The organism is Asaia sp. VD9 (genome assembly GCF_037150015.1).
Lineage (GTDB): Bacteria > Pseudomonadota > Alphaproteobacteria > Acetobacterales > Acetobacteraceae > Asaia.
In genome coordinates, this window is the sequence record NZ_JBBCQM010000011.1 from 43,474 (window position 1) to 61,082 (window position 17,609).

Here is a 17,609-nt window from a genome sequence, read left to right on the forward strand (position 1 = left end):
GGAATGAACAGGTTATTGCGCGTGACAAAACGCGGCTTCCCCGAGCGTTAAAACAATCTTGTCAAACACGTAAGCCGCGGAACTGCCGGGCCCGTAATGATAACTCATCGAGCTCCGCCTGCTCACGGCGTACGTGAGAATCATTACGCTCTTTTTCTCGACGCCGGAAGAGCGTCTCTGTTGCCTTGCATTCGAGCGCCGCTTGCAAGGCAACGTTTTTGGCTCGCTCGGTTTGCACCACTGCTGCGCGTTCTGCCTCCTCTGCGGTTGCGAGCCTTTCAAGCCCGGCCGGAAACCAGGCCCTGAAGTCCTCCATTGTTGCGTTGCCCTCAGAGGCTATCTGACGCTCCAGAGCAAGTGTTTCGGTGGCATAAGCCACGCTTGCCGTAGCTTCGCTTTCGAGCCTGCGCATCGCGATGAGACCTGTCTTCGCCGCCTGTTTCTCGCGTTCCCTGAGTTTGACGAGGGATGCGAGCGCACGCAGGCGCCGCGTCATTGCGGGCCCCCATAGGCCGCTATGAGATTTTTGAGGGCAAGAAAGCTGTCGGAAAGCGCTCTGACCTCGGCGCGATCTTGCTGCAGAAGAGACTCTATATCAGGAGCGAGCCGAACCGCGCGGTCGGATTTGGCATCGCTCCCCTCGCGGTAGGCGCCGAGTTGCACGATGTCCTGAATGTCGTCCCATACGGCCAATGTCGCTCGCGCTTCGCGTGTGAGGGCAATTTCCTCTGCGTTATTGCAACCCGATGCCGTGCGCGAGAGGGACTTGAGGACATTTATTGCCGGGTAACGCCCCGCCTCCGCAATGCGTCGGTCCATAACAACATGGCCGTCGAGTATGCCACGAACGGCGTCTGCAACGGGCTCATTGTGATCATCACCTTCCACCAACACTGAATAGATCGCCGTGATCTGTCCCGTCTTTCGATTGGGCGCGGGGAGGCCCGGTCCTGCCCGCTCAAGGAGCTTCGGCAGCTCCGCGAAAACGCTCGGGGGATATCCTCTTGTTGCTGGAGGTTCGCCACTGGAAAGGCCGATCTCACGCAGAGCATGGCAAAACCGCGTGACGCTATCCATGAGGATAAGAACGGATTTGCCTTGGTCGCAAAAATATTCGGCTATGGTCGTCGCCGTGTAAGCCGCCTCCCGTCTCATGAGAGGAGGAGAGTCGGACGTGGCGATAACGACGACGGCTTTGGACAACCCTTCTGAACCAAGATCGTCCTCGAGAAACTCGCGTACCTCACGCCCGCGTTCACCTACGAGCGCGATCACCGCAACATCGCAGTTGCTGTTGCGTGCGAGCATGCCCATCAGGGTTGATTTTCCAACCCCTGAACCTGCGAAAAGCCCTAGCCGCTGACCTTCCCGGCATGTGGCAAACAAATCTAGCGCAGAAATGCCGAGACTTACACGCGGCCCGAGGCGCGCGCGCATTGCCGCCTCAGGCGGCTTGGCGCGAACATTGCACGGCGTTCCGTTGGGGGATAGCGGCTGCTTGCCGTCAATTGGTCTCCCCATCGGATCGATGACGCGCCCAATGAGATCGTCGCTGACCGTCAAGAACGCCCCAGAACGCCCCTTTCGCGTCTCATAAGGAGGTAAAGGGAACAGAGCACGACAGCCGGCGCCGATCCCGTCCAATGGCCCAAACGGCATGGCGATGGCCTCGCTGTTGCGAAAGCCAACGATCTCGGCGACAACCTCGCTTTCATCCAGGGCGAGGAGCGTTACCCGATCTCCAACACCAGTGAATCCTGTCATCCCGGACAAAGATACTGAAAGACCGGTCACTGCAGTGACGGATCCTTCCAGCGTGGCAACGGGCACGTCATCGAGGGGTGTCTCAACAGCGTGTTTTATGGTCTCAAGACGTGAAGCGAGGGAGCCGAGCCATGCTTCAGAAAATAAGGCGGATTGCGCGCTCAAAACAGGCCGGAATAGACGCTTGAGGACGATGAGCTGTCATTGTCATCGAAAAGGGCCAAGATGCCGGACTTGGAGTTGTCGCCACCGAATAAGTCAAGCATGTCTGCAGGCTTATCAACGGGTTGGGGGGTGATCTGAAGAAGTGTCAGATATTGTTCGGCATATTTTTGGATCTGCTCAGGCGTCTTCAATTTTGAGAAGTCGACCTTCTTGGTGAGCATACGCAATTGTTGGTTATAGCTGAGCGCGCCGAATGTCGATGGATCATACCCGGACACAGTCTCCACGACCTGCAACAGCTTGGTATCTGACATAAGCTGATTGATCGAGGTCACACTGCTCATTTTACGCGTGAAATACAGGGCATTACCTACCCCGTTGTCCGTATTCGCATCGTTCGACTCATATTGCTGCTTCTCGTAATTCGAGATGATTTGGTCGATCGATACGCCATCGACGGTGCTTGCTATCGTGCTGTCACTCGTCAAGACCGTTTGAGGCGCCTGCGCGGTTTGAGAAAGGTTGGGGGGCTGTAACGCTACACTATACTGCACTCCATTTACGGTTGCTTTGAGCGAGGGGATATCATGCGTATACTGCCCGTTCACCTTGAGCAGATTTCCCGATGCGTCAAACCCGACAGAGACAAGGGTGCTGTTGACTGTCGAGCCGTAGGGATCAACAACATATGCATTCCATGTTCCGGGATCACTGCTGTCCTGCGCCCATTTGACCGATAGATAGGTGCGACCGAGTGTCACGTTATTCGCGTCATCAGAGGCTTGGTTTGGGTCGAACGGGGCGGTGACGTAGGTTTGGTCAGTTCCAGAGATAGTGCCGAGCGTTGCAGAGGGCATCGTCAGGGAGGTACTAGAAGAGTCCACGTTCTGAAGCAGGACCGACTGGCTCGAACTCGTCGCTTGATAGCTGTTTTCCGCCATCGTCACACCCGTCCCACCCCCGAGCGATCCCAAGGAAATCGAGATGGCCTGTCCCTTGCCATTTGCGTCATTCAAAGTAATGGGGAGCAATACGGCTTGCCCAGAGGCTCCCGAGGCGATGCTAGCGCCCGTGAACACGTTGCTGGCTGAAGCGAGCGTACCGTTGCTATTGAAAACAACATTGAATTCGTTATTCGCGACCAAGGCGTTGCCATCCGCATCATAGGCGGAGACATTCCAGCTTAATGGATCAGAGCTGCTCTGTGTCCATTTGAGCGCGACCTGATGGGCTCCGGAGAGATCGTCATGCGCGGTGACCGAGGGGGACGTATAGATCTGGCCGGTTGACGCTGCCGAGGGAAGGGTGGCGCTCATGGTGAGCGTCGTCGTTGGTTTATAGGTCGTGCTCAGCGCCGTCGAGCCGGAACCAGCAATAAACGTTGTGTCTGCCGTGCTCCCCTTGTTCTGACCCCACACCTTGAAGGCATCGGCAAAGGCCAGCCAGGTTGCGTTCTGAGATTTGCGCGCCAGAGACGTGCTGGAGCTGGGATCCTGGGTGAGGAGGTCCTTGATCAGTGCGGTTGCATTGGCGTAATTCCCCATGCCGAAGGCGCCGAGCACAACCTTGAGAGATGAGTAATCCTTTAGAAGGGCGTCTGCTGAGGTGATCGCCGGCGCTTTCTTCTCGAAGGCAGCAACGGCCTGTTTTGTCGCAACATCGCTCTTCGCGTAATTGGATGCCGCGAGATCTTCGTCTTTCAGAGCGGAGAGATAGCTGGCGACAGGCGATATGTTGGTTATGGCCATATCAGTCTCTCCAACTCCCCGGTTCGTGACGAAGTTTATCCCGAGAAGGTTACGAAGAGGTTTCCAGAATGTCCCTGCGCCTTCCTTCGCACTCAGGTGGCGATTCCAGGGTGGGTAGTGTGCGAGAATTTTTTCTCGTGGCCGCGCCGTCAATTTCCCCCGCGATGACGAAACGTCTGACGAGCTGGCTGAGCGAGCTCGCGGTATCGATGAGGCTTCGTACCGCATCGGCGCTCTCCTCGGCCGCAGCGGCGTTTTTCATGGTTGTCTCCTCCAGCCCACTCATGGCGACGTCGAGTTCGGTCAGGCTCTGGGATTGGCCTTGGGCGGAGGTGGCAATGACTGTGACGGCGCTGCTTATTTCACGGATTTGCTCCATTACCTTTTGCAGTGCGAGACCGGCCTCCCGCACTTTGGTCACGCCGAGCCGCACATTGCCGGCCGACTGCGCGATCAACCTGCCAATTGCTTCAGCAGCTTCGCGCGAACGCTGGGAGAGGGCGCGGACCTCGTTTGCGACAACGGCAAATCCACGCCCAACGTCACCTGCTCGGGCAGCCTCCACGCTTGCATTCAGCGCGAGTAGATTGGTTTGGAACGCGATCTCGTTGATAATTGTGATGATCCCGCCGATTTCCTGAGACGAGGTCTCGATGGCGGTCATCGCTGCGATGGTGTCATTTTTGATGGCATCAGCATGCTCGGCCTCACGCCGGGCGACGATGACCATTTGCTCGGTTTTGCGCGTCTCCATGGCGGTCTGCTTGACGCGTTCAGCGATTTGCCCAAGTGCGGCGGACATTTCCTCACCCGCGGCCGCCTGTTGCTCGGTGCGGCTGGAGAGTTGGTCGGCACCATGACCTATCTCGCTGGCATTGGTCCCCACATGGGCCGCCTCAGCACTGATATCGCGTATCGTCTGCTCGAGCGTTGTGGCAGCCTTATTGAAGTGCTGCCTGAGGGCATCGAGCCTATCCGGTATGACGCCATCGGCAATCCGGCGAGAGAGGTCCCCGTTGGCCAGGGCACTCAAGGCCTCTCCGAGGGCTGTGACAGTCGAGCGATCTTCCTGAGCGCGTCGTTCTTGCTCTTCCTGCAGTCGCGCGCGGGCCTCATCGACACCCGCCATATAGGACGAAATTGTCAGATCGATCTCAAGCAAGACAGCCTTGATGAGACTCTCTATCCGCGCAGAAACCTTCTTCGCGTTTGACGGAAAAAATCTGCTCGTAAGTCCTTTGGAGACGCTTTCCTCGATGACCGCGCGGATAAGGGGGACGAGGACCTGACCATAGGCTCCAATATAAAGGCTTGGATTCAAACCGATCCGGGCATGAGCCGCACCTATCCTCTGTACGTGCGCGACATAATCTTCGTCGAATCTGGCCCCGGCGATACGCTGCCAGTGATCAAGTTGTGCCTGTTTTGCACGCGCCATGTGGGCGTCGTCGCCGAAAAAGCCCTGTGTCTGAGGCGTTTCACGAATTTTACGATAAAGACCATCGAGTGCTGTCGGAAGCTCGTTCCTTATGAGTTCGGCCATCGAGCGCAACGCCGCGGCGTCGCTCTCATTCATGCCGATGAAGTCCTGCTTGCGATTGAAATCGGTAAGAAGGGTTCCGGTCATGTCGAGACTCCTCGCTTTTTCTTTCTATGTCTCCCATGCGTCATGACGCGCGCGGTACCGACTGAACTTTGGAGGAAAGCGAAGAGAGGACTGTTTGTTGCTATTGTCAATCATCAAGTGATGCGGCGCACAATGCGATGCACGGAACGTTTCGGCTAATCGGCAGCCAATTTCGTCGACAGGACGCGCAGCAGTCGTCAGTCCGGAACCTCCCCGCTACTAGGCACCTGTTCGCTTCGATTTCAGCTGTGAAAATTTTAAGGAAGCGAAACTAGGAGATAGTTTCCACCGTCTTGATCCGCGCGCGAGGATAGATTTCGGCCTGCGATAATACGGGCACCGCCGGGCGGACACGCTCGACGATGGAGCGCATGGGGTCACGGACCGCAGAAGAGACCACGATGACGGGTACTTCACCGCTCGTGGACACTGCATTGAAGGCATCGCGCAGCTTGAGCACGAAGCGATTGAGCATCGAGGGCGGCATGGCCAGGCGCCGTTCGTCTCCCTGTCCGGCGATATGGTTGGCGAAATCATTCTCCCATTCGGGAGAAAGCGTGATCATGGGAATATATCCCGCTGGACCCTCCAATCCGCTGCAGATCTGTCGTGAAAGACGGATACGAACGTGGCCCGTCAATGCCTGGATCCCGCGCAGACCTAGGCCATTGCCTTCCTGGATGCTCTCTAGGATTGTCGGCAGGTCACGTATCGAGACGCGCTCCGCCAGCAGGGACTGCAAAACCCGTTGAACCGTACTCAGGGTTACCTGAGAAGGGATCAGGTCGCCTACGAGCTTCTGCTGATCTCGGGGCAGTTCATCCAACAGGCTCTGCGTGGCGACGTATGTGAGCAGGTCAGGCAGGTTTTGTCTCACAAGTTCGCTCAGATGCGTAACAAGCACGCTCGCAGGATCGACAACGGTACATTTCAGAGCCATGGCTTTGGGCTTCAGCGCAGGAGCGATCCACACCGCCGGAAGACCGAAAGCAGGTTCGGTCGTTCTCTCGCCCTCAAGGTCCGGCGTGCCTCCCGACGGTGTCATCGCCATAAGACGACCGGGGCGCACTTCCCCTGAGCCGATCGTAATCTCTTTGAGCTTGATCACGTAGCGATCGGATGGGAGGACGATATTGTCCTGTATCCGGATAGGCGGTGTGATGAATCCCATTTCGGAGGCGATGGTTCTTCTCAGCGCCTTGATCTGCTCGGTGAGCTGCGCGTTTTCCCCGTTGGTCATGGGAAGAAGCCCGAAACCAAGCTCCAGGCGCAGAAGGTCCAACTTGAGGACTTCGGAAATAGGGGTGGCGGAGGGGGGGGGAGCGGTATCGCTCACCTCTGCTTCCGCGTCATCGGACGCCGGAACTTTCCAACGCCACCATGCGGCAGCTCCGGCGAGCGCGCCAATGGTCAGAAACGGAAATGCAGGCAGGCCGGGCATGAGTGCGAAACAGCCGGATAGTACCGCGGCCATGGCCATAGGCTTGGGATTTCCGCCGAGCTGACGGACAAGGGTGACGTCCGCAGAGCCGGAGGTGCCGCCTTTCGTGACGACGATACCAGAAGCCGTTGAAACGAGCAGGGCCGGGATTTGTGAGACGAGACCATCACCTACCGTGAGTGTGGTGAACGTGCTCGCCGCATCACCGATCGGCATGCCGTAGCGGAGAACACCGATGGCGAGCCCCCCCACGATGTTGATGGCTGTGATGATGAGCGCGGCAATCGCGTCTCCTCGCACGAATTTTGCGGCGCCATCCATGGCACCGTAGAACGAACTCTCATCCTCGAGTTCCTTGCGTTTCAGCCGAGCGACCTTGTCGTTGATGGCACCCGACGAGAGCTCCGCGTCGATGGCCATCTGCTTTCCCGGCATCGAGTCCAGAAAGAAGCGCGCCGCCACCTCGGCAATACGCCCGGACCCTTTCGTGATCACCATGAAATTCACGACGAGAAGGATACTGAACACGATGCCGCCGATCACGACATCGCCCCCCATCAAGAAACCACCGAATGCCGCAACGACGTGGCCCGCTGCGTAAGTCCCCTCACTTCCATGGCTCAGAATCAGGCGTGTCGTGGCGATTTCAAGAGAGAGCCTGAGCAGCGTCGTCAACAGAAGCAGAGTGGGAAAAGAGGTGAACTCGATCGGGCGTTCGAGGAACAGAGAGACCATCAGAACGAGTACGCTGGAGGTGATCGACAGCGACAGGCCAAGATCGAGGATGAAGGTTGGAAGTGGGATGATCAGGATCGAAAGAAGCAGGAGCACGCCGATGGCGAGACCGACATCGGTGCCCGGAATAGCCCTGCGCCAGGACGTTTTGTAACTGCCGTCGCGAACTGATTGCGAAGCGCGGTTAACCTGACCCGAGAGAGATGAAAGGAGGCGTGCGGCTGTTTTTCCGCCAGAGTAGGGGCGGTTGGGGGGGGGGGGGGCGACCGGGGAAACGTTTGCGCTATCCAAGATGTCCGCTTTCCTAGCCTTCGTCGTTATGGCGCCTGCTCTTGAATGCAGGAAACCCAGACGGAGCGTTCTGTGGGGTATGTGGCGCGAATTGTTCCGCTTTGCGCCCGAATCTCGAGGCTAGAGGTATCTCGACTCGCGCGGATGAGGCAAGATATTAAGCGTTACGCGTTCATTGATCGCGAACCCGCCCAATCAATAGTCCGAACATGATCGGTGATCGCATGACACATGACCCGCAAAGCCTTGTTCCGCGAGCGGTGGATGATGCACCGTCGACCGGGGAGGCGTGGTCGAAAAACCCCGGCATGCCCCCTGCTCCTGAAAAATTCGTTGAAACCTGTGAAGCGTTGCTAGGCGCCGGCGACGGTATGGCGGGACTTAAGCTTATCCTTGAGACGATCGCTGTTCATCAACAGGAGTGGCAGCTTTCCATGGCGGGCGCGTCGCTCGTCCTGCGCTTTACGACGCGGTACGATATTGTAGAAATCCTCTTGCGCAACGTCATCCGTCTGCAACCTGACAAGGTTCCCGCGCAAGCATTTCTCGCTCATTTGCAGATTGTACGTGGGGATTTGGGGGGAGGGTGCGCGAGTTTCGCGCGTATGATGGCGACCTACCCTGAGCACAAGGCGGAGATAGGCGAGTTCATCAGTATGTCCCTGCTGGAAGTGGGATATCCTGCGGAAGCTCTGGAGGTCCTGAAAAGCCTTTTCAAGGATGGCGACGAGACCGCTTCTTTGTTGAATAATGCTGGATGTGCTCTTGAGCGGCTCAATCGCTCTACTGAAGCGCTCCCTTGGTATGAAAAGGCTTTGAGGCGTGATTCCGGACGCAAGGCCATAATTTTCGGTTACGCATGTACACTGATAAAAGCGGGCCAGTTCGAACGGGGGTGGCCGGTATATTTCGGTCGGGAGCTGCAGATCGGCAGGCAGCAGGAGTGGCTGCGTGCTATGCCGCGGCTACGCCCGGAAGTCGATGTTGCGGGCAAGCGCATTCTTCTTTTCCAGGAGCAGGGTCTTGGAGACACGCTTCAGTTCATACGCCATGCCTCCACGCTTGCCGCGCGCGGCGCACGAGTTGATATCTCCGTCCCACAGCCCCTCATTCGTCTACTTCGACATTCTTTCCCTGATATGACGGTGCTTGAGCCTGGCGTGATCAGCGAGGCTGGCGCCTATGACTACGTATCTCCGATCCCCGATCTTCCCTACATAACCGGCATGCGGACCGTACATGACATTCCCGCTGCGGTGCCTTATCTCTCAGAGGTCCCGAGTGATCGCGAAAGAATGGGCGCGCTACTGCCTTCCGGGCGTCCGCGTATCGGGTTGGTGTGGGCAGGCGAAAGACGCCATCGTTCGGAATTCGCGCTCGCGGACATGCGTCGTTCAATTTCATTTAACGACATGGCGGGCGCGATTTTGCCGGCGGACGCCATTTTCGTTAATCTTCAGTTTGGAGCGCCAAGGGAGGAATTGAAGGCCTGGACCGGCCAAATGATTTACGATCCCATGGGCGACGTCCGCGATCTGGCCGATACCGCAGCTCTCATGCGCGGTCTCGACCTGATCATTTCGGTCGACACATCCCCGGTCCATTTGGCGGGCGCACTGGGATGTCCGGTCTGGTTGATAAGCCGATGGGATGCGTGTTGGCGATGGGGGGACGAAGGGACGGGAAGCCCCTGGTACCCTACGATGCGGGTTTTTCGCTCAAACCAGCGTTCGTTTCAGCCTGTCCTCGAAGAGGTTGCCAAAGCTTTGAGGCTATGGATCGACATGCGCCCGGCCTGACGGGTCACCCTGTAGGGCGTGCCAGTTGTGTTGGCATGCTCCTGTACGAGGCAAGACTGCGTCCCTTCATCCCGTTCATCCCGGACCGGTGGAGAGGGGGCTGCGTAAAATGACTAAATCCCTGGAACGGGTGGAACGCTTTCACCACGGGGCGCGACCCTTCGCCCGCATCTGCGAGGATAGCGTCGCCGTACGGTGATTGACTGCGTGTTTTTTCCGGCACGGCCACTGGGGTGCCGCGGAGCGGACGCTTTTGGTTCGCTACGGGTGCAACCTGCTCGTCGTCTGGTATTGCCCAGGTCTCGAGCACTTTCCACTGATAGGGAGTTCCGAGCCCCGGGGTCTGTGAGTGATAAGCCGCGGCGGCACGTGGCCAACTGCCCATCTTGTCGTGCATCTGGGTGAGGAAACGTCCCGCATAAAGGGCATTCGACATAGGGTCGAATGCCTGGTCAAGTGTCGGGAAAGCATCGGGATGCTGTTGCAGGTTCACTTGCAGACAGCCGACGTCGATTGACAGGACACCTTCCTTGCGGAACTCCGTAGCAGCTGTGATGGCCTCTTGCTTGCTATCGTAATAATGGCCAACCCCGTTTGCCATGATTGTCCATGGCCATGCTGAGAGATGTCCCTGCGCATCGGTCTTTCCGCTCTCGACCCGACTGATCGCGTATAGGAAACCATCAGGAATGTGGAGTGAGCGTTCTGCCTGATTCGATGCGATTCGGCACTGTTCCGCCTGGAAGCTTTGGGCACGCCCCGGTGCGGCAGGCGCAATAATAACGATACACAGCGCAGCGAGGCGCAGACTGCCTTTTTTTAAACCGGAGGATTGTTCTGCGGTCATGCTTCCAGATCGCCTACCAGCGAAATTGAGGGCAGGCCGCCTATTGGCAGCCGGTCATGGGATGAGGACTCACCGCACTCGGAGCGGCCATTCAGACAAAAGATGCCTGCGTTCCGTTACAGGATTACCGCAGGCTGAGCCAACCATAATTTTCCGCAGCGTTGCGGCAGCATCTCAAACGTCCCTGCGATACGAAGCATTAACCTTGTTGTGGTTGAAAGCGACTCTTCCATATCGTAGGCTCCCGCAAACAGGCCCTCGTTAACGATGGCAGTCGACGGTGCAGGGTATTCCGCTTGATCACAAAATTCCGTTCCACGTTTCTTGCGAGGACTCGAGCTGGGCTGCGCGGTCATGTAATGCGCTTCCGGAATAGTGGAGGCACGATCGGTCGCTTCGTTTGCGGGCCCATGTTCTGCTTATTGATTGGCGTCGGGCTCTATGCGCCAGTCGCGAATGCGACGGCCGTGCGGGTGAAAGACATCGTCGATTATGAGGGTGTGCGCGATAACCAGCTTGTGGGGTACGGACTCGTTGTCGGTCTGCGCGGGACCGGCGATCGATTGACGAACACGATTTTCACGCGTGAGACCCTCATAAGCATGCTGAACAGGCTCGGGGTGAATATCCGAGATCGCGAAGTGCAGCTGCAAACTCACGATGTTGCCGCTGTGATGGTCACGGCGACCCTCCCTCCGTTTTCTCATGGGGGCGGTCGTATTGACGTGACCGTCTCTGCCGTTGGTGATGCCCGGGACCTCGCAGGGGGCACTCTGCTTGTGACGCCGCTCCAGGCGGCCGACGGCGAGGTCTACGCCGTTGCGCAAGGATCGCTCGTTACGAACGCCTTCGCCGTCGGGGGTGCTGCAGCTTCCGCGACGCGCAATATTCCGACGACAGGGCATATCGCCAACGGGGCCGTGGTTGAGCGAGAGGTTCCGGTTGTTCTCGGGAGTGGCGGACTGATCCATCTTTCCCTGCGCAATCCGAACTTCACGACTGCAAACAGGATCGTCAACGCGATCAATCGTTCTCTGGGGCGGGGTATGGCGCGTATGGATGACCCACGCACGATCTCCGTGAATATGGCGGGACGGGACGCTCCTTCTCTGCTTTATAGGATCGGAGACCTCATGATCGAACCAGACACAATGGCGAAGGTCATTGTTGATGAAGCGAGCGGAACAATCGTCATGGGGGATAATGTGCGTATCAGCACTGTTGCCATCGCTCAGGGAAACCTGACGATCCAAGTGACAGAGACTCCGCTCATTGCCCAGCCTGCGCCCTTTTCCAATGGAACGACGGCGATCGTGCCGCGCACACAAATCGACGCCAGCACAGACAGCTCCCACCGGCTGGGGATACTACGCGAAGGCCCGACTCTGGCCAGTCTGGTTGCGGGCTTGAATGCCCTTGGTATGGGGCCACGGGATATGATCAGTATCCTGCAGGCGATCAAGGCCGACGGGGCGCTACAAGCCGATCTAGAGGTACGATAAGATGATAGGCATGACGCTTCCAGCGGTTTCCCCTCTTCCCGGCGCGCAGAACGACGCTCTTGACGATGCACAGAGGAAGGCCCGTAGCGCAAGCGCCGACAAGGCGCGTGAAACTGCGGAGTCATTCGAGGGCCTCGCGCTGGGGGAGTTGCTTCAACCCATGTTCGATACCGCTGACGTGTCCGATAACGCGTTCGGTGGGGGGGCAGCCGAGAAGCAGTTCCGTTCGTTGCAGGTGCTGGAGATGGGTAAGCAGATCGCGAAGAATGGCGGTGTGGGTATCGCGGAGAGTGTCTACAGACAGATACTAGCGATGCAGGAGCAATCGGGGTCATGAACGGCGCAGGAACTGACGGTTCGATAGCGGTCAAAAAGATTATTTCGCGTTTTATGGTCTTGCTTGAGGAGGAAAATGCTCAGCTACGCGCCGGTAAGCCGGAAGCGGTTGAGGCTCTACTAGAGCGTAAGATGAAGCTCTCCAATCTGCTGGAAGAGGCATTGCTCCGCTTCGAACGAGAAAATGGAAACAAGGCGGCTCTAGGACCGACGATGAGTAATTTGATCCAGCGTGTTGCGGAGAATCAAGCTCTCCTTGAGCATGTTTCTGCCGCGCAGACCGAGTTCCTAAAATTGATCTGTGCGCCGCATGTGGACGAGGAGCAGCAAGCCTATAGTGCATCCGGCCGCTATGCTGCTCGAACGGCGCAAAGTGAGGCGCTCACCCTGCGTAGCGATATTTGAGAATCGGAAAGTGACACCTAGCAATGATGGGGCGCGCCCTGCTTCGCAATCGGAAGACGCGATCAGGGCGTACGGGACCAGGGGGAGTCAGGGTCGCAAGTTGGCACTGTTCAGAGCTGGCTCGCTGCTCTCGAGGTCGAGTGGGGGCGCTTTCGCGGCGCTCATGACACTGGCGTCCTGTCAGTCACCAGCCAAGCCGTACCTCACCATGGGCAAGCGCATAGCGGATGCAGGGTTTGTTGCTCATCCGGCCAACACGACGGCTCGCTATGCGATGATGAATTCGCTGCCCCCAGGCGTTATGACTTATCGTCCGTCTCCGACTGGGCTTGTTTATCTATATGCAGACCCGATTGGGTGCGGTTGCGTATACATGGGATCGGATGTTGCATTCGTCTATTTGCTGAACTCGTCGCCTATCGTAAAAAATCAGCATGTGCCAATAAAAAACGTTCCCTCAGTGGCGGAAATGGCCGCCGAGAATAGGCGTGATACGTCAGGCTGGGACTGGAGTGCCTGGTCTAATCTCGCGGATCCTGGCCCGACGCAGCCCCGTTATGTTAGTGGCGCCGCCTGGTGATATCGTCCCGCTGAGTTATTCGCCCAGGAATTTACTGCTCAGGCGCTGTCGTGCGCTTCGATGAACGGGCTTCGGCTTGTCCAGATTTGAGGAGATGGCGGCCGCAGGATGGGGAACCCGTGAAAGCGTATCGCTCGTTTGAGGTTGTTCCGCCTGGGCTTCAGGAGTTTCTGCGGCGCTATCGGCCGAATCATCTTCATCGTGAAGAATGGGTGTCTCGATCTTTCGAAGCATATCCAGTTTGATATCGGAAGCGTCTTCTAGGAGCTTTCCAAGCGCTTGCTCGCTTGTCTCGGCCTGTCTCGTGAGCACGCTCAGTTGCTCGGCCTTCGAGTCTGCTTTGTCGACGAGGGTATCGAGTTCACCGCCCACAATCTTAGCCTGCTCGATGGTCCGGCTTAAGGGGCGGCCGCTGACCTGACCTGCCACGCGCAGCTTTTCGACGCCATCATGGGCGTTCTTTATACTGGTTTCGAGCTTCTCGATAAGTTTGATCAGGCTGGCTCTATCGCTCTTCAGAGCCGAGAGCGTTTTGCTTATGTGGAAGTTATAGGCGATGCCCAGCAGGAGCAGGACGGAGAGAGCTGCTTCTATGAACACCTGGATCTGAGCGAGCATCGACGTTCAAGCCTCCATCACTTTCTTATTTTCCTTAGCGCTCACGGGGGATTAGACCGTCGCTTGCGGTTCGGAAGGTACGTCGCTTGGGTTGTGAATGTGGGGACTATCTTCCGGGACAAGCCTGTGGTCAATCTTGACGGCCGCCTTTCCTGAGGACTGACCAAGATGACCCTCGAATAGAGTGGTCTGATTGCATTGTAGAGTGACAGGCAGCGTATTTTTCACCTTGTGAGGGAAGACAAGCTGCGTGCCTGGCTTCATCTTGAGCAATGTGGAAAGAGGGACGGTCTGTTCCTCCAGAACGGCCAATATCTCGGCATCTGTCTCCATGATCTCGGAGATCAGATGGTTCTCCCACACTGAATCGCGCCCAAACCGCTCCCCCATGAATTGCTGGGAGAGGAGGTCGCGCACGGGTTCAAGGGTCGCATAGGGAATGACGAGGTCCATATTGCCGGTCCTGTCTTCCATATCGATATGCATTTTAGATGTGACAACCGCATTCGAGGCTCGAGCGATGGCCGCAAACCGCGAACTCACTTCAAGCCGCTCGAATACGAGATCAACCTGACACACCGGACTGAATGCGATCGACAACTCTCTCAATGTGAGCGTCATGAGTTTTTCTATGAGGGTACGTTCTATCGCGGTATGAGGCCGACCCTCGGTGCCCGAATGTCCCTTGCCGCGCGGCCCCCCCATGAGGATATCGATGATAGAGTAGGCGAGTGCCGAGTCTATGACGATGAGGCCATAATTTTCCCACTGCACAGCTTTGAACACTGCGAAGAGCGAGGATGAGGGCACGCTGTTAACATAATCGCCAAAACACATGGAGCGCGTATACTCCATCGTGATTTCGACATTGTCATTCGTGAAGTTTCTGAGGCCCGTTGTCAGGAGCCTCACGAGCCGGTCCAAAACGATCTCGAGCATAGGCATGCGCTCATAGGCGACAAACCCGGCTCTGATGACGCGCTCCATGCCACTCTCGTGGCGCTCGGGCAGGTCGCTGAATGCGCCTCCAAGAAGGTTATCGATCTCGGACTGATCGAGCATTTCGCTTAATGTCTCGTCCGGTGAAAAATCATTTTGGACATCATTAAAATAGTCGCTGCTGAAGTCACTTGTAGAAGCAGCGCTCTCTGAGCCGGGGGTGGGCGGTATATGATCTTCTCTGGGAGGCATGACGCGACTCTACCTGGATATAGGGGCTCTGTAGATATGCAAATTTGCCTTATTGGATGAGGAATTCGGTAATGTAGAAGTTCGTGATGTTCAGAGGCGCGATCTCGATGCGCAGACGTCTCAGCAGTGTCTCACGGAGCCTGTATACGCCATTGCCTCTTATTTCCTGTGGGCGTGTCTCATGCAGATACGTCTGGAAAATATCCTGGATCTGCGGAATGTACCGGCGCAGGGACGCCTCATTTTGTACGCCCGCAATCTCAACTCGCGCTGTCATCTTGACGTATACGGGGCGTCCTTCGCCGTTATCGAGGCTTGAGATGATCGATGGCACGGCCAGAATGGTTGTTTGTGTGGGAGCCTGACCTGCAGGATCTGCCGAATCCTTGTGAGAAAATAGCCAGCCCTTATGGATCGCAAAGTAGCCCGCGCCCCCAATGGCCAATAGCAACACCAACGAAGAGACGATGAGAATGAGACGTTTGCGTTTTGGTTGAGCCGTCTTTCCGAGCCGATCGTCCCCAACAATATTGATGTCGAGATCATCGTTCGCACGGGAGTCACTCATTTGTTTATTGCTCACCTTCTTCGGGCGTTAGGTTGGTCGAGGGGCGCAGGCGCGTAACATTAAGGGAGCCACGCACGCGTACAAAAGTATCGACTCCGAGAGTACGCGTGACGTAACGCGGGAAGCTCCGCATAACGCTAAAAGCGCGGCCTCGACGCGACACCTTACGGTGTCACGGGCGTGGCCATAAGCAAAGCTTCGAAGCTCCGTGGTTATTGCTTCATGGCAATCGTCGCTTGCAACAGCGTATCAGCAGTGGTGATGACCTTAGTGTTTGCAGAATAAGCTTCCTGCGCAACGATCAATGCAGAGAGATCACTCGTGAGATTTGTCGTTGAGGATTCCGTATAGCCGACGGAAAGCGTCCCCGTGCCGTTGGCGCCCACAGTACCTATGGCGGGATTGCCCGATGCGGAAGTTGCCGTATAGGCTTGCCCGTCCACCGCATTAAGACCATTTACATTGGCGAAGTTGGCAAGAGCAATTTTTCCGACGAGCTGTGATGCACCGTTGCTGAACTGAGCCATGACCGAACCATCGCCCTGTATCTGCACACCCTGATAGGTGCCCGTGCCGATGCTATCGGATGTCAGCGCCGTTGTATCCAGACCGAGCGAACTCGATGTGGAGAGGAGCGGGCTAGCTGCGTTGGTCATGTTTGGAAGATTGACCGTGTAAGCCTGCCCGTTGATTGTTGCGGAGAGGCTGGTCGGAGGCGAATTTGCTGTCCCATTGGCATTGAATGTAATTGAACTCGAAGCGCTCAGCGCGGCGCCAGTTGACGAGTTTATCGCCGAGACACTCCATGTCGGGGGGGAGGCGGATGTCTGTGACCAGCGTAGCGAGACGGGTGTGCCAGAGACCTCGATTGGCGATGTCATGTAGCTCTGATTTGAGCCGGTCGTGGTTCCGATCTGCGCGCTATTTTCAGTCAGCGTTGCATTTGCGCTGTCTAGCGTCAGGCTCGAGACTGCACTCTTACTGGCCGTCCCTGTAGACTGCGCCATGATCGTTCCACTCGTTCCGCCAATGGTGCCGAGGGAGAGATTGATCGTCTGGGTGGAGTTCGTGCCGTAGGAGGCCGTGATCGGCAAGGTAACGGCAGCGCCGCTCGCCGTTGATCCAACGGCCGCCCCGGTCGAATCAGTCACGCTTGCCAGCGTGCCGTTGCTGTTAAAGGTGACGTTATAGGTGTTGTTCGCCTGATTGATTGCCCCGGTGCCATCCGCGTCGTACGCGCTCGCGGTCCAGACCAAGGGATTTGTTGTGCTTTGCGACCAGGTAAGCGCTACGTGATGCTGGGTTGCATTCGCATCGTAGACTGTCACTGGAGCCGTCGTGTAGGTTTGCGCATCGGCGGCGGTGTAATTTGCCGTGTTTGCCGGCATCGTCCCTACCGTTGCGGTAAGGGTGAGCGTGTTCGTCTGGGGCGGACGATAAGCCACGTTTCCGACATTAATCTGTGTCACAGTCGTTCCGAGTTGGCCGGAAGACGGATCGACCATGTAGCCGTCCATATAGTAGCCGCTCGTATTAACTAGATAGCCTTGGTTATTTTGGGAAAACTCGCCGTTCCGGGTGAAATAGCTTTGGTTGGAAAACTGCGTCGTGCTTGTGCTGCTCGCTCCGGTAGCTTTCGAGACAACGAATAGTCCGTTTCCAGAAATGGCCGAGGAAAGGCTGTTGCTGCTGCTTGTCGGTGTTCCCTGATCGTCAACGTGCTGCACGGTGATTGCAGAAACTGAATCCGAGACGTCTGCGGAAGCCGTGTTGCCGATCAAGGAACCCGCGACGAAATTCTGAAACGCTGTCGTATCGGCCTTATATCCAACAGTCTGGCTGTTTGCGATGTTGTTGCTCAAATTCGTAAAGGCAGTCGACTGCGCGTTTATGCCGCTGACAGCCGTCGTGAGCGCATTGAATACTGACATTGGGTGTCCTCGACCTTTGTGCCGCGGGCTGCTTCGCCTGCCGCTATGGGCATTAAATACG

At 56.9% G+C, this 17,609-nt stretch carries 14 protein-coding genes; 4 read left to right on the plus strand and 10 right to left on the minus strand.

All coding sequences use genetic code 11. The features are described 5' to 3' along the window. Positions 1-61: 61 nt before the first annotated feature. The 5 genes from WFJ47_RS13080 to flhA all read right to left on the minus strand — a co-directional run bounded on the left by WFJ47_RS13080 (position 62) and on the right by flhA (position 7,609). Positions 62-496, minus strand: coding sequence for a hypothetical protein (locus WFJ47_RS13080; protein ID WP_336763565.1), 435 nt, complete (start codon positions 494-496; stop codon positions 62-64). Continuing rightward, the gene (locus WFJ47_RS13085) at positions 493-1,863 is read right to left on the minus strand and encodes a FliI/YscN family ATPase (protein ID WP_336763651.1); all 1,371 of its coding nucleotides are present in this window, start codon (positions 1,861-1,863) and stop codon (positions 493-495) included. The genes WFJ47_RS13080 and WFJ47_RS13085 overlap by 4 nt, the downstream gene beginning before the upstream one ends. A 62-nt stretch (positions 1,864-1,925) precedes the next feature. Continuing rightward, positions 1,926-3,677: a DUF1217 domain-containing protein gene (locus WFJ47_RS13090; RefSeq protein WP_336763567.1), complete on the minus strand. Its 1,752-nt coding sequence runs from the start codon at positions 3,675-3,677 to the stop codon at positions 1,926-1,928. Positions 3,678-3,726: 49 nt separating this feature from the next. Continuing rightward, the gene (locus WFJ47_RS13095; protein WP_336763569.1) at positions 3,727-5,304 is read right to left on the minus strand and encodes a methyl-accepting chemotaxis protein; all 1,578 of its coding nucleotides are present in this window, start codon (positions 5,302-5,304) and stop codon (positions 3,727-3,729) included. Between the two features lie 271 nt (positions 5,305-5,575). Then, the gene (gene flhA / locus WFJ47_RS13100) at positions 5,576-7,609 is read right to left on the minus strand and encodes a flagellar biosynthesis protein FlhA (RefSeq protein ID WP_336763653.1); all 2,034 of its coding nucleotides are present in this window, start codon (positions 7,607-7,609) and stop codon (positions 5,576-5,578) included. 386 nt (positions 7,610-7,995) lie between these two features. On the opposite strand from flhA, the gene WFJ47_RS13105 reads away from it, so the two are divergent. Next, entirely contained in the window at positions 7,996-9,570 is a 1,575-nt protein-coding gene (locus tag WFJ47_RS13105) for a tetratricopeptide repeat-containing glycosyltransferase family protein (RefSeq protein WP_336763570.1), read from the plus strand. 4 nt (positions 9,571-9,574) lie between these two features. Here the strand turns inward: WFJ47_RS13105 and WFJ47_RS13110 are convergent, their stop codons facing one another. Beyond that, positions 9,575-10,417 carry a transglycosylase SLT domain-containing protein gene (locus WFJ47_RS13110; protein WP_336763572.1) on the minus strand — a complete coding sequence of 281 codons (843 nt, stop codon included), beginning with the start codon at positions 10,415-10,417 and terminating at the stop codon, positions 9,575-9,577. Between the two features lie 410 nt (positions 10,418-10,827). Between WFJ47_RS13110 and WFJ47_RS13115 the strand changes: the two genes are divergently transcribed. The 3 genes from WFJ47_RS13115 to WFJ47_RS13125 are packed head-to-tail and all read left to right on the plus strand — an operon-like array spanning position 10,828 to position 12,660. Further along, positions 10,828-11,919 (plus strand): flagellar basal body P-ring protein FlgI, encoded by a 1,092-nt coding sequence (locus WFJ47_RS13115; protein ID WP_336763574.1) that lies wholly within the window; start codon positions 10,828-10,830, stop codon positions 11,917-11,919. Between the two features lie 10 nt (positions 11,920-11,929). Further along, complete coding sequence (locus tag WFJ47_RS13120) at positions 11,930-12,256, plus strand: rod-binding protein (RefSeq protein WP_336763575.1); 327 nt, start codon at positions 11,930-11,932, stop codon at positions 12,254-12,256. After that, positions 12,253-12,660: a hypothetical protein gene (locus WFJ47_RS13125; protein WP_336763577.1), complete on the plus strand. Its 408-nt coding sequence runs from the start codon at positions 12,253-12,255 to the stop codon at positions 12,658-12,660. The genes WFJ47_RS13120 and WFJ47_RS13125 overlap by 4 nt, the downstream gene beginning before the upstream one ends. 595 nt (positions 12,661-13,255) lie before the next feature. Here the strand turns inward: WFJ47_RS13125 and WFJ47_RS13130 are convergent. From WFJ47_RS13130 to WFJ47_RS13145, 4 genes are all read right to left on the minus strand, one after another. Then, a complete protein-coding gene (locus tag WFJ47_RS13130; protein WP_336763579.1) occupies positions 13,256-13,858 on the minus strand; it encodes a DUF6468 domain-containing protein in 603 nt (200 codons plus the stop codon). Between the two features lie 51 nt (positions 13,859-13,909). Then, positions 13,910-14,920 carry a flagellar motor switch protein FliM gene (gene fliM, locus WFJ47_RS13135; protein ID WP_336763581.1) on the minus strand — a complete coding sequence of 337 codons (1,011 nt, stop codon included), beginning with the start codon at positions 14,918-14,920 and terminating at the stop codon, positions 13,910-13,912. A gap of 178 nt (positions 14,921-15,098) precedes the next feature. Continuing rightward, complete coding sequence (gene fliL / locus WFJ47_RS13140) at positions 15,099-15,617, minus strand: flagellar basal body-associated FliL family protein (RefSeq protein ID WP_336763583.1); 519 nt, start codon at positions 15,615-15,617, stop codon at positions 15,099-15,101. A 212-nt stretch (positions 15,618-15,829) separates the two neighbouring features. Beyond that, on the minus strand, positions 15,830-17,548 hold the full coding sequence (locus WFJ47_RS13145) for a flagellar hook-basal body complex protein (RefSeq protein WP_127101979.1): 1,719 nt from the start codon (positions 17,546-17,548) through the stop codon (positions 15,830-15,832). Between the last annotated feature and the right edge of the window lie 61 nt (positions 17,549-17,609).